Raw genomic sequence first — 12,632 nt, forward strand, 5'->3', positions numbered from 1 at the left:
ATAAAAAACGACACCCGCCATACGTGCAGGTGTCGTTTTGAATTGCTACGATTACTTTTTGAACAAAGCCTCACGAACCTCAGGCTTCAACAGACCTTGGTAACGATGAGCAGGGATCGAGAATTCTGGCATTCCTGCTGCATAAGCGGCTATTTCGTATTGACCAAAATGAATGACCAGGTTGCCGTCTTTAAAGGAGAAGCCTTGATCCTCTCTGATGCTTTCGAATGCATCGTAAGGGTTAAAGCCATCTGCCTCGGTCTTTGCTTTGATTTGTTGCGAAATGATTTGATTGAGAATGGTACGGTAGTCATAACCAGGCTGGAACAGGTCAGCCAGCTTCAGCTCTTTTGCCTTGGCCTGATTATCGATGGTGTAATACGTAACATCCGTCATGCCATGTGCTCCGCCCGTATAAATGTATGTTTGTACGGAGAAAGAAACGAGTTTCCCAGCATTGTGTACCTCATAGGAGATGTCGAGTGCGTGAGGGCGTGGCTCCCAGCCTTGTTTTTTCGCTTCTGCCGCATCTTCTTTGCCGGCTTTTTGTCCTTCCGCCAAGCCTGTTTGCGCTTCTTTCAGCAGAGTAGCGTTTAGTTTTGCTTCAAAAGCTTTATCCTTCATCCCGCTAATCACTGGGATGGATACTTTACCTTGAAATTCTTTCGTATCGACCGTAATGGTTTTTGGTGTGAACACGACACTGTTAGCTTGTAGCTTTGGCGCTTGTACAGCAGGCTTTGTGGAGGCTGCAGGTGAAGCAGGTGCTGCAAATACTGGAGCAGCGACGGCTGTTAACAATACAGCTGTGCCAAGCAGGCTGGAAGCTAAGGATTTAAAAGATGACATATCATTCACGGTCCTTTCGATAAAGGGAAAGTTATTGTTTTGTTTTCGTGTTCATTCTACTACAAGGCAAAGACGGATGAAGTTAAAAAAAGGTAACAATCTTCTCTTTTCCACGCTGTTCAGAAAAGTTATTCACAAGTTACCCACAGCCTGTTGAAAACTTTTTAGTGCACATCTATACTTAAGGCACTCCTTACAAAGAAACGAGCTAGAGAAAGGATTTTTTAACGATGGAAATGAATTTTGTGACAAAAGTCTGGTCTGTGGATAACGATGTGGAAAATCAGCATAGTTGTGCACAGATTGTGGATGCGGCCCGTTTTCTTCGAGAAGGGGAAGTTGTCGCGTTTCCCACAGAGACGGTTTACGGCTTGGGAGCGAATGCATTATCAGATGAAGCAGTGGAAAAAATATTTACAGCAAAAGGCAGACCCAGCGATAATCCGCTGATTGTACATATTGGAGCGTGGGACCAGTTGTCCACAGTAGCAAGTGAGGTTCCGGAGAAAGGGAAAAAGCTGATGGAGGTGTTTTGGCCTGGACCCTTGACGGTGATTTTGCCAAAAACGGATCAGGTAGCTTCGCTGGTAACGGCAGGATTGGATTCAGTCGGGGTTCGCATGCCTGATCATCCGATTGCCTTGGCTTTGATCAAAGAAGCGGGGGTACCGATTGCAGCTCCGAGCGCCAATCGTTCTGGACGTCCGAGTCCAACGACCGCGGCGCATGTATTGGCTGACTTGGATGGACGCGTAGCAGGAGTAGTCGATGGTGGGGCAACAGGTGTTGGGGTAGAGTCTACTGTTATTGATGTGACGCAGGACCCGCCCATGATTCTACGCCCAGGCGGCATCACACGGGAGCAAATGGAACCAGTGATTGGCTACGTGGAGCTCGATCCATCTTTTCAAGTGGGAGCAGCCGAGGCACCGCGCTCTCCAGGTATGAAATATACGCATTACGCTCCTGAAGGAGAAATGTGGTTAGTATCAGGAGAGAGTGAAAAAGTTCGGGCGAAAATGGAAGACATGCTGCAACAGGCGAAGCAGCACAGTCAAAAAACGGGTGTGCTGGCAACGGAAGAAACAGCTCCCTTTTGGCAAAGCCACGCGGCGGCAGATGTTGTTCTTGTAGTCGGATCACAAACAGATCTGGAAGTGGTTGCCCAACAGCTTTATGCTGTGCTGCGAGAATTCGACGATCAAGAAGTACAGTATATTGTCGGTGAGACTTTCCCGCGAAACGGGTTGGGTATGGCCGTGATGAATCGCTTGGAAAAGGCTGCTGGAGGCCGAGTCTTGTCCGTGTAAACCTGTCCTAAACTCCCCCTTGTCCGCATAAGGTGAAGAGACGGGAGGGGAGCTGCTTGGACCAGGTGTTATTCCAATGGGGGCAATTTTTGACGTTGCTCATTATTGCTTTCGCCTTAAGTATGGATGCCTTTTCGTTGGGAATTGGCGTAGGAATGGTCGGGATTCGGTTACGAGAGATTATCAAAGTAAGTATCACCATCGGACTGTTTCATATTATGATGCCGATCATCGGGATTGTCGTTGGAGCGTATTTGTCCGATTTGGTTGGAGATATAGCCGTATTTATTGGCGGTGGTGTCCTGATGATCATCGGCTTGCATATGCTATGGAATGGCTTCATTCAAGGGGATCAAAAAAGTGTATTGAAGACAAAAGGGTTCGGACTGATGCTCTTTGCTTTAAGTGTCAGCCTGGATGCTTTCACCGTCGGTTTCTCGTTCGGCTTGATCGAGGTCAATAGAATTTTGGCCATCTCCCTTTTTGGAATAATGGGTGCCACCATGTCCTACTTCGGTTTATTGTTAGGCAGGAGTGTGGGAGGGTGGCTTGGGGATTATAGCGAATTAGTAGGTGGACTTATTTTGTTTGGTTTTGGGTTAAAATTTATGATATAACCGACTAATTAATAGGAGAGGAGGAACGATACGTGAAACGGATACTTTTCGTCTGTACAGGAAATACGTGCCGAAGCCCAATGGCAGAAGCGATGTTCCGTTCGAAGACAGACGGGCAGGGACTTGAGATACGCTCAGCTGGCGTGGCGGCATTTGCCGGTCAGGATGCCTCCTTGCACGCCAAACAAGTATTAGAAGAACGAGGAATTGCCCACGATCATAAATCCAGCAAGGTAGACGAAGGGTTGATTGAATGGTCTGATGTCATTTTGACGATGACGCACGGTCACAAGCGCGCGATCTTGACGTATTTCCCCTCAGCGGCTGAAAAGGTGCATACCCTGCAGGAGTTCGTAGGGGTAGAAGGTTTTAGTGATATTGCTGATCCGTATGGGGGATCACTGATGGATTATCGCAGGTGTGCCGAAGAAATCGAAGAGTCACTGGAGAGGCTCTCCATGATGCTCAAGGACCCAGGTCTTCGTAAATCAGTGGATGAATAGGGTGCTGGTGTATAGCCAGGGCCTTGTTTTTTGTGAGAGTACGAACGATTTTTTAGTGATTTGATAAAAATGTTCACTTTTTACTTATTGTTTTTTGATGTATACTAGACGAAGATTATGAGACAAGCGAGGGATGACAGATGAAAGTAGCACTTGCTGCTGATCACGGTGGATACAAGCTAAAAGAGGAGATCAAGACTCTGCTGGCCTCCATGAACATCCAGACGGAAGACTTCGGCTGCACCTGCGAGGAATCGGTTGATTATCCCGATTATGCTTTGCCAGTAGCGGAAAAGGTGGCAGCTGGGGAGTTTGATCGAGGCATTCTCGTTTGCGGAACAGGTATCGGTATGTCGATCGCAGCCAACAAGGTTCCAGGCATCCGTTGTGCACTTGTGCATGATACGTTTTCTGCACGCGCTACCCGTGAGCATAACAACACCAATGTGTTGGCGATGGGTGAGCGGGTCATTGGACCGGGTCTTGCGCTTGATATCGTGAAAATTTGGTTGGAAACAGAGTTTCAAGGTGGTCGTCACGAGCGCCGTGTGGAAAAGATTTCCCAAATTGAAGCGAAGCATGCGGGAGTGAAGTAAGTGGATTTATCCGCTATCGAAAAACAAATCAGTGACATTGTCGAAGAAGTAGCTGATATGGCAGAGCTGAAAGCCGGACAACTCATGGTAATTGGTTGCAGTACCAGCGAGGTGCTCGGGGAGCATATCGGTAAAGCTGGCAGCCAGGATGTAGCGAAAGCTCTGTATCGTGGGATTCGATCTGTTGTAGAGAAGCGCGGCTTTGCTGTTGCCTTCCAATGTTGTGAACATTTGAACAGGGCTCTGGTCGTCGAGCGCGATGTTGCATTGCGATACGGACTGGAAGAGGTCTCGGTTGTTCCCGTTCCGACTGCTGGAGGCTCTATGGCTGCGCATGCGTTTACGCAGTTCACGGATGCAGCCGTTGTGGAGCAAATTCGCGCCCACGCAGGCATTGATATCGGCCATACGCTTATCGGCATGCATCTGAAGCATGTGGCAGTACCGGTACGTCCGACACAGCGTCTCGTTGGACAAGCCCATGTTACGGCAGCGCGTACGCGCCCCAAGCTGATTGGCGGACCGCGTGCCGTATATGAGAAGACACCGTCGAATGAAAGCTGCACGTAAAAAGAATGTGGGACAAGCCCACTTTATGATCACGAACTTTTAAGGAGGAGAAACTATTATGCTAGATTTTTTGCGTAATCAAGACCCACAGGTAATGGAAGCCGTTCAACTGGAGCTCGGAAGACAACGTGACAAGATTGAGCTGATTGCTTCTGAGAACTTCGTAAGCCGCGCAGTTATGGAAGCAATGGGAACCGTTTTGACGAACAAATACGCAGAAGGATATCCAGGCCGCCGCTATTACGGTGGTTGCGAGTATGTGGATATCGTGGAAAACATCGCGCGCGACCGCGTAAAAGAAATTTTTGGCGCAGAGCATGCAAACGTACAACCACACTCCGGTGCTCAGGCGAACATGGCTGTATACTTCACAATTCTTCAGCCAGGCGACACTGTACTGGGAATGAATCTGTCCCACGGTGGTCACTTGACGCATGGTAGTGCAGTAAACTTCTCCGGTACTCTGTACAATTTCGTTGATTATGGTGTAGACGAAGATACTCACCTGATTAACTATGAAGTTGTTCGTGCAAAAGCATTGGAGCACAAGCCAAAACTGATCGTTTGTGGTGCGAGTGCGTATCCGCGTACGATTGATTTTGCTAAGTTCCGTGAGATCGCGGATGAAGTGGGCGCGTACTTCATGGTGGACATGGCGCACATCGCTGGTCTGGTTGCGGCAGGTCTGCATCCAAACCCAGTACCACACGCGCATTTCGTTACTTCTACGACGCACAAGACTCTGCGTGGACCACGTGGTGGTTTGATTTTGTGCAAGGAAGAGTTCGCGAAAGGCATCGACAAATCCGTGTTCCCAGGCGTTCAAGGTGGTCCGTTGATGCACGTGATCGCAGCAAAAGCGGTTGCTTTCGGCGAAAACCTGCAACCAGAGTTCAAGGATTACGCAGCTCGCATCATCAAGAATGCGCGTGCATTTGCGGAAAGCTTGACTGCTGAAGGTCTGACGCTTGTTTCCGGCGGAACGGATAACCACCTCGTATTGATTGATGTGAGCAAAATCGGCCTGACAGGTAAAGTGGCTGAGCATCTGTTGGACGAAGTAAGCATTACCACGAACAAAAATACCATTCCTTACGATACACAAAGCCCGTTTGTTACAAGCGGTGTGCGCATGGGTACGCCAGCAGTAACAAGCCGTGGCTTTGATGAGGAAGCAATGAAGGAAGTAGCGGCGATTATCGCTCTGACATTGAAAAATCCAGAGGATGCTGCGAAGCACGAAGAAGCACGTCAACGTGTGGCAGCTTTGTGCCAACGTTTCCCTATGTACGAAGGCTTGAATATCTAATCAAGGCAACGAGAAGCAGACCCAGTGGAAATTTTCCTATACGGGTCTGCTTTTTTTCCACTTCCCGGCAGTTGATAGGGATCGAGAACGCGAAAAAGTACGAAGATTAGGCAAATTGACGGAGCCACTCTCACCAGCTATTATAGAAAGGATGTATTGATAGGGAAACGGAGGAAATGACATGAGCCGTGTATATGTGTTTGACCATCCGCTGATTCAGCATAAAGTTACGTATATTCGTGACAAGAATACAGGGACCAAGGAATTTCGCGAACTGGTAGATGAAGTGACTACTCTGATGGGCTATGAAATTACCCGTGATATGCCGTTGGAGCAAACCACCATCGAAACGCCAGTGGCTACCTGTCAGTCGAATGTAATTGCTGGTAAAAAAGTAGGGTTGGTACCGATTCTGCGTGCTGGTCTTGGTATGGTTGATGGCCTGATGAGGCTGATTCCTGCTGCCAAAGTAGGACACGTAGGTCTTTACCGTGATCCGGAAACCCTGCAGCCTGTTGAGTATTATGTGAAGCTGCCATCCGATGTTGCTGAGCGTGAGTTGATCGTAACTGACCCAATGCTGGCGACTGGTGGCTCTGCTGTTGCTGCTCTTACTGCTTTGAAAAAACGTGGAGCGAAAAACTTGAAACTGATGTGCCTCATCGCTGCTCCAGAAGGTATTAAGCTGGTTCAGGACGAGCATCCTGATGTAGATATTTACGTAGCGGCTGTTGATGAATATTTAAACGACCATGGATACATCGTGCCAGGCTTGGGCGATGCGGGTGACCGCTTGTACGGCACGAAGTAGTCGGAGAGGGAAAAACGGATGAAAACTGTAAAAGTAATGACGGTATTCGGCACTCGTCCAGAAGCGATCAAAATGGCGCCACTTGTCCATGAATTGAACAAGTACAGCGGGCAGATCGAATCGGTCGTTTGCGTGACGGCCCAGCATCGTCAAATGCTCGATCAGGTTTTGGACATTTTTGATATTCAACCAGACATTGATTTGAACATCATGAAGGATCGCCAAACGCTGGTGGGTGTGACCACTCGCGCATTGGAGAGTCTGGATGAAACGATGAAGGAAGTAAAACCGGACATTGTCCTCGTACACGGGGATACGACAACCACTTTTGTTGCGAGTCTGGCTGCTTTTTACAATCAGGTAGCGATCGGACACGTGGAAGCGGGCTTGCGCACATGGGACAAGTACTCGCCGTTCCCGGAAGAGATGAACCGTCAGTTGACAGGTGTAATGGCTGACCTTCACTTCTCTCCGACCAATGGATCGGCTGACAATCTTCGTCGCGAAGCAAAGCCGGAAAAGGACATCTACGTGACAGGAAACACAGCGATTGATGCGCTGAAAACAACGGTTCGCGAGGATTACACGCATCCGGTGCTTGATCGCGTAGCTAGTCAGAAGTTGGTGCTGATGACGGCACACCGCCGCGAAAATTTGGGCGAGCCGATGCGCCGTATTTTCCGTGCAGTTCGAAGACTGGTGGACGAGCATCCGGAGATTGCTGTTGTGTATCCGGTTCACTTGAATCCTGCTGTACAAGAAGTAGCGCAGGAGATTCTCGGAAACCACGATCGCATTTCGTTGATCGAACCATTGGATGCCCTTGATTTCCACAACTTCGCTCGTCGTGCCCATCTCATCCTGACCGATTCTGGCGGGGTGCAGGAGGAAGCGCCGTCTCTTGGCGTACCAGTCCTGGTTCTGCGCGATACGACAGAACGTCCTGAGGGGATTGAAGCAGGCACGTTGAAGCTCGTGGGAACTGACGAAGAGCAAGTTTATGCAATGGCAAAAGAATTGCTGACCAACCAAGCGACTTACGATGCAATGGCGCACGCTGTCAACCCGTACGGGGATGGCGAGGCTTCCCGACGTATCGTAGAAGCAATCCTCTATCATTTTGGTTTGCGAGCTGAACAACCAGAGCCTTTCCAACCAGGTCAGTAACATACAGCTAGGAAAAACCCGCCAGGTACCGTTCGTCAAAACTGGGCGGGTTTCTTGTTGTAGAGGGATATTTTGGTTTTCGATGACTGACGATTTGGTATGTTTTTCTAATAGAGAATCGAGAGAATTGGCGAAACTATCCATGACCTTTTGCGTCTAATATTTAGTTGCTTGGCTTAGAGGGTAGAAAGACAGAGTTTGGAATACGGAGAGGAGTTACCAACATGAGAGCGCAAAGGATAGTGACGCTGCTCACGGCCACGACTATGGCCTGGGGAGCTTTTGTTCCGTTTGTGCCGTTTGCGACCAATGTCGCACACGCCAGAGCGGAGACCAGTGCATTGAATATGATGTGGCAAACCCCAATTGGTGAGGGGACCACTTTGCAGAAATATACGAAATCATTTGCCAATCAAGTAGTCACGATCATGGTGACCAAGGTTGATCTGAACAATCCTTACGTTGAGGTAAAACCAGTATACGGAACGAAAGGCAAGCTGACAGACAGGCAGACGGTTACACAAATGGCGCGTGAAACAGGAGCTGTATCAGCAATCAATGCCGACTTTTTTAACATGTCGAAGCGAGGAGCGCCGTTTGGCATTGTCATGAAAGACGATGAACTCATTTCTTCCATGGGCTTGGTCTCCTACTGGTACGCCCTAGGCTTGACGGGAGACAAGATGGCCATCGTCGATAAGTTTGGTTTTGGCGGCAAGGTTACTGCTCCTAATGGTGCTACCTATTCGATTCAGGGAGTTAACAAGGAAGAGTACAACCCAAGTGAAGGACGAAAGAGTCACCAGAACCAACTGAACGTCTATACCCCTTCCTTTGGCAAAAACAGCTTGGGGACGATATCGGGCTATAAAGATGTCGTCGAGATTCTGTTTGTAGACAACGTAGCCAAAGAAGTTCGTGTGAATCAACCTGGCGTATACATACCTTACAACGGCTATGTCCTTTGGGGACATGGAGCAGCAGGAGCATTTCTCAAACAAAACTTCCCAGTAGGCGCTACTGCGACAGTTGAGTATCAAACGACACCGCAAACCCTCGACTTGAAACATGCGGTGGGTGGCAATGTCATTTTGGTCGATCAAGGGAAAGCACTGTCATCCTTTCAAGCGGACAAGTCCATCACGAACAAAACGGCGCGCACAGCGGTCGGTGTTTCTCAGGACGGAAAGACTTTGTACATGGTCACGATCGATGCGAGCCAAGGCGTTTATTTGGACGAGCTGGCAAAGATCATGGCGGAGCTCGGCTCTTATCGAGCTGTAAACTTTGACGGTGGTGGCTCTACGACCATGGCAGCTCGCATGCTGGGTGAGACACACGCGAATCTGGCGAATAAGCCGAGCGGCGGTGCTGAGCGTCGTGTGCCTACTGGACTGGCTGTATACAACACGGCACCTGCTGGAGAATTGAGAGGCTTCCAAATCGATGTACCGTCCGATGTGCTTATCGGACAAACCATCACGCTCAGCGCATCCAAAGGATATGACGTTCATTACCAGCCGTATGCGATCAATGCAGGCGATGTGAGTTGGGATGGTAGTCAGTCCGAAGCGGGAACCGTAAATGGCAAGCAATTCACACCAGCTCGATCCGGCAAGATCACATTGACTGCGCGATTGGGCAATGTGACGCAAAATAAAGATATTCAAGTGATTTCCGGCAACGATGTGCAGCAAATCATCGTTTCGCCGAATCCGATCACGATTGCACCGGGACAATCCCTTAATCTCGATGTCAAAATCAAAACGAAAAAGGGCTCTACCGTACAAGCGACTCCACTTAGCGTAAAAGCGAGTATCGATTCTTCTGTAGCGACGATTAACGATAATCTGCAACTGGTAGCAGGCAATGAGCCGGGCAACGGAAACCTGACCATTACATATGATGGCGTGTCGACAACCGTACCATTTGCTGTCGGACAATTTGAGCAGCCATGGCTCACCTTCGATAATCAGGTTGGCATGTACCATGCTGCAAATCCATCCAGCATTAGTTCCGCTGGTTCGTTCGCGCTCGTTTCCGATCAGACATTCCGCACGAAGAAGGCAGCGAAGCTGGTGTACAACTTCTCTGGAGCGCCAGCGAACAACATGCGGATTTCGTACGGCGTTCTGGGGGCAAAACCTGTGACCATCCCTGGCAAACCGCTTGGATTGGGCTTGTGGGTCAATGGTGACAACAGTGGACATTGGCTCCGTGCAGAAGTAGTCGATGCAAACGGCAAGCCGGTCTACGTCGATCTGGCAAAAGAGATCAATTGGACAGGCTGGAAACAGGTTAAAGGATACTTCCCGAGCAATGTTGCGTATCCGTTGCAGCTGAAGAGTGTGTATGTCGTTGACCAAGCCAATGATGGCATTACACACGACAAAGGAACACTGTACATCGACGAATTCTCGCTCCTCTTGGGCAACCAAACAGGTCAACCGAGCGATGTAGCCGTTGTCCCTGAACTGCCAGGCAGCATGTCCCTCGGGGCGGAGCTCGATCTCCATTATTCCCTTGCAAATACTGCACCTTACCTGGATAGTGCGCTGATTGATGTGGAGTCGATCGTGACCCAGCCGATGCCAGGATATGTGCCTGCTGATTATTCGTTTACGATTAAGCCGGGCGAACTAAAAGCAGGACAAGAGGACGCGATTTCTACTTCGTCGATTCAGTTGACCTTGGCACCGAAGCAATGGCTCGCTGGAAAAGGCGTTGGACTCCTGTACGTAAACGAAGTGAACAATACTTTGGATCCGCTACTGGGAACGATGAATGCCCAAGGTCAATGGGTATATGAAGTCAATAGCTACGGCAAGTACATTCCGTACTACCTGGACAATGCAGGCACGAGCAACGCTGGATTTACAGATATCACAAAGCATCCAGCCAAGGCAGAAATCACCTATATGGCGGAAAAGGGTTACGTGAAGGGGTTAACGGAGACGACGTTCGGCCCAGAGGTTTCCTTAACTAGAGCACAGTTCGTCACCTTGCTCGCGCGCACTTTTGAATGGGAGCTTCCATCCTCACCAAAGCTGAAATTCAAGGATAAGGTGCCTTCCTATGCGCAAGGTGCCGTACAGGTTGCCGTTTCCAAAGGCCTGGTGAAGGGGTATAACGATAATACTTTCCGTCCGGATCAGCCGGTGACTCGCGCAGAGGCCGCAGTCATTCTCGATCGTCTCGTGAATAAAAAGGGAGCGACGAAAAAGGTCTCCGATAAAGGAACCTGGCCATCCTGGGCATCTACATCCATCAACAACATGGTCGGACTCGGTCTGATTGATCCAGTCGGAGGAAATTATCAGCCGAATAAACCGACGACGAGAGCAGTGTGTGTCGTTGCACTGTATCGCATCTTGCATCAAGACCAATAAGCAGCATGAGGAAAGGTCAAGCTTCTCTAGCAAAGAGGAGCTTGGCCTTTTTCTTTTCCCAAGGCGAAGAAAAAAGCTTTGCCAAAATAGGTTAACCAATTTAAAATAACGGTTAACAAATATATGTTAACCAAGGTTGTGATTTGGTTGTTAAATAGTTATACAGAGCTCTCTGCTAAAAACAAGCAATACGTTTGGCATCCCTTCACCCAAATGAAAGACTACGTCGCACAGGATCCATTGATTATTGCAAGAGGAGAAGGGATCAAGCTGTTCGATGTGAACGGCAAGGCTTACTACGATGGTTTCTCTTCTGTGTGGTTGAATGTCCATGGCCACAACGTTCCCAAGCTGAATCAGGCGATCACGGAGCAGCTCGATCAGATTGCCCACTCTACCTTGCTCGGCATGGCAAACGTCCCATCCATTCTATTAGCGGAAAAGCTGATCCAACTCGCTCCAAAAGGACTGAGCAAAGTCTTTTACTCTGACAACGGGGCAACGGCGGTCGAAATCTCACTGAAAATGGCGTTCCAATACTGGCAAAATCGCGGGCAGATCGGCAAGCATTCGTTTATCACGATGAACAATGCCTACCACGGGGATACGATTGGAGCCACCAGTGTGGGAGCCATTCCTCTCTACCATCAGGTCTATAAGCCACTGCTCTTTTCTCCACATGTCATTCCATACCCATATCCATACCGGCAAGGCGGCGAAGATGCAGCCGTTCAGGCCACATTGAGCAGTCTGGAGAGTTTGCTTAAGGAAAGAGCTCATGAGATTGCGGCGATGATCGTGGAGCCTGTCGTGCAGGGAGCAAGCGGCATGATTATCATGCCGGACGGTTGTTTGAAAAAAATCGCGGAGCTGTTACGCGCCTATGATGTATTGCTGATCGCAGACGAAGTAGCGACAGGATTTGGACGCACGGGCAAAATGTTTGCTTGTGAGCATGATGGGGTCGTACCAGACATCATGGCGGTCGCAAAAGGGCTCACGGGAGGGTATTTGCCAGTAGCGGCTACCTTAGTAACCGAGCAGATTTATAATGCTTTTTTCGCCGACTATGAGGAACAGAAAACCTTTTTCCACGGACATTCGTTCACGGGAAATCCACTTGGCTGTGCAGTTGCTCTTGCCAATCTGCGGCTGATGGAGGAGCGCGGAGTCGTTCAACGAGTAGCAAAAAAAGCAATTGACTTGGATCAATTGTTAAAGCCACTTCGCGACCTGCCTCATGTAGGGGAAATCCGGCAAAAAGGCTTGATGGCGGGAATTGAGCTGGTTCGAGATAAAGAGACCAAGGAGCCTTATCACTGGAATGAGCGGATCGGTATGCGTGTCTGTCAGATAGCGAGAGAAAAAGGGCTTCTGACACGACCGTTGGGCAACGTCATCGTTTTTATTCCACCGCTTGTATCTACAACCGAAGAATTAGCTGACATGGTTCGGATTTTGACGGAATCGATTCAGGACGTAACGACAGGTGATACGGAGGAGTGATAGAT

The 12,632-nt window shown here is 49.2% G+C and carries 11 protein-coding genes; 10 read left to right on the forward strand and 1 reads right to left on the reverse strand.

All coding sequences use genetic code 11. From position 1 onward, the window contains the following. Positions 1 to 51 precede the first annotated feature (51 nt). Positions 52 to 849 (reverse strand): DUF3298 and DUF4163 domain-containing protein, encoded by a 798-nt coding sequence (locus tag ACFVS2_RS29885; protein ID WP_390240013.1) that lies wholly within the window; start codon positions 847 to 849, stop codon positions 52 to 54. Positions 850 to 1,079: 230 nt separating this feature from the next. Here ACFVS2_RS29885 and ACFVS2_RS29890 point away from each other — a divergent pair, with 230 nt between their 5' ends. From ACFVS2_RS29890 to bioA, 10 genes are all read left to right on the forward strand, one after another. Further along, entirely contained in the window at positions 1,080 to 2,159 is a 1,080-nt protein-coding gene (locus ACFVS2_RS29890; RefSeq protein ID WP_390240015.1) for an L-threonylcarbamoyladenylate synthase, read from the forward strand. Between the two features lie 56 nt (positions 2,160 to 2,215). Further along, positions 2,216 to 2,776, forward strand: coding sequence for a manganese efflux pump MntP (locus ACFVS2_RS29895; protein WP_106839703.1), 561 nt, complete (start codon positions 2,216 to 2,218; stop codon positions 2,774 to 2,776). Positions 2,777 to 2,808: 32 nt separating this feature from the next. Next, a complete protein-coding gene (locus ACFVS2_RS29900) occupies positions 2,809 to 3,279 on the forward strand; it encodes a low molecular weight protein arginine phosphatase (protein WP_390240017.1) in 471 nt (156 codons plus the stop codon). A gap of 140 nt (positions 3,280 to 3,419) precedes the next feature. Then, positions 3,420 to 3,875 (forward strand): ribose 5-phosphate isomerase B, encoded by a 456-nt coding sequence (rpiB, locus tag ACFVS2_RS29905; protein WP_007725502.1) that lies wholly within the window; start codon positions 3,420 to 3,422, stop codon positions 3,873 to 3,875. Further along, positions 3,876 to 4,445, forward strand: a complete 570-nt coding sequence (locus ACFVS2_RS29910; protein ID WP_390240019.1) for a TIGR01440 family protein — start codon at positions 3,876 to 3,878, stop codon at positions 4,443 to 4,445. Between the two features lie 58 nt (positions 4,446 to 4,503). Beyond that, positions 4,504 to 5,754 carry a serine hydroxymethyltransferase gene (locus ACFVS2_RS29915; protein WP_390240021.1) on the forward strand — a complete coding sequence of 417 codons (1,251 nt, stop codon included), beginning with the start codon at positions 4,504 to 4,506 and terminating at the stop codon, positions 5,752 to 5,754. A 181-nt stretch (positions 5,755 to 5,935) separates the two neighbouring features. Continuing rightward, a complete protein-coding gene (gene upp / locus ACFVS2_RS29920) occupies positions 5,936 to 6,565 on the forward strand; it encodes a uracil phosphoribosyltransferase (protein ID WP_007725492.1) in 630 nt (209 codons plus the stop codon). A gap of 18 nt (positions 6,566 to 6,583) precedes the next feature. Continuing rightward, the gene (wecB, locus tag ACFVS2_RS29925; RefSeq protein WP_390240024.1) at positions 6,584 to 7,732 is read left to right on the forward strand and encodes a non-hydrolyzing UDP-N-acetylglucosamine 2-epimerase; all 1,149 of its coding nucleotides are present in this window, start codon (positions 6,584 to 6,586) and stop codon (positions 7,730 to 7,732) included. Between the two features lie 224 nt (positions 7,733 to 7,956). Then, positions 7,957 to 11,121, forward strand: coding sequence for a phosphodiester glycosidase family protein (locus ACFVS2_RS29930; RefSeq protein WP_390240026.1), 3,165 nt, complete (start codon positions 7,957 to 7,959; stop codon positions 11,119 to 11,121). 123 nt (positions 11,122 to 11,244) lie between these two features. After that, positions 11,245 to 12,627 (forward strand): adenosylmethionine--8-amino-7-oxononanoate transaminase, encoded by a 1,383-nt coding sequence (bioA, locus tag ACFVS2_RS29935; protein WP_390240028.1) that lies wholly within the window; start codon positions 11,245 to 11,247, stop codon positions 12,625 to 12,627. Positions 12,628 to 12,632 lie beyond the last annotated feature (5 nt).

The organism is Brevibacillus sp. NPDC058079 (assembly GCF_042885155.1).
Classification (GTDB): domain Bacteria; phylum Bacillota; class Bacilli; order Brevibacillales; family Brevibacillaceae; genus Brevibacillus.

Bases quoted from the DNA above. Each gene is read 5' to 3' on its own strand.
- ACFVS2_RS29885 (WP_390240013.1), bottom strand. From the start codon at position 849: ATGTCATCTTTTAAATCCTTAGCTTCCAGCCTGCTTGGCACAGCTGTA.
- ACFVS2_RS29890 (WP_390240015.1), top strand. From the start codon at position 1,080: ATGGAAATGAATTTTGTGACAAAAGTCTGGTCTGTGGATAACGATGTG.
- rpiB (WP_007725502.1), top strand. From the start codon at position 3,420: ATGAAAGTAGCACTTGCTGCTGATCACGGTGGATACAAGCTAAAAGAG.
- ACFVS2_RS29915 (WP_390240021.1), top strand. From the start codon at position 4,504: ATGCTAGATTTTTTGCGTAATCAAGACCCACAGGTAATGGAAGCCGTT.
- upp (WP_007725492.1), top strand. From the start codon at position 5,936: ATGAGCCGTGTATATGTGTTTGACCATCCGCTGATTCAGCATAAAGTT.
- wecB (WP_390240024.1), top strand. From the start codon at position 6,584: ATGAAAACTGTAAAAGTAATGACGGTATTCGGCACTCGTCCAGAAGCG.
- ACFVS2_RS29930 (WP_390240026.1), top strand. From the start codon at position 7,957: ATGAGAGCGCAAAGGATAGTGACGCTGCTCACGGCCACGACTATGGCC.
- bioA (WP_390240028.1), top strand. From the start codon at position 11,245: ATGTTAACCAAGGTTGTGATTTGGTTGTTAAATAGTTATACAGAGCTC.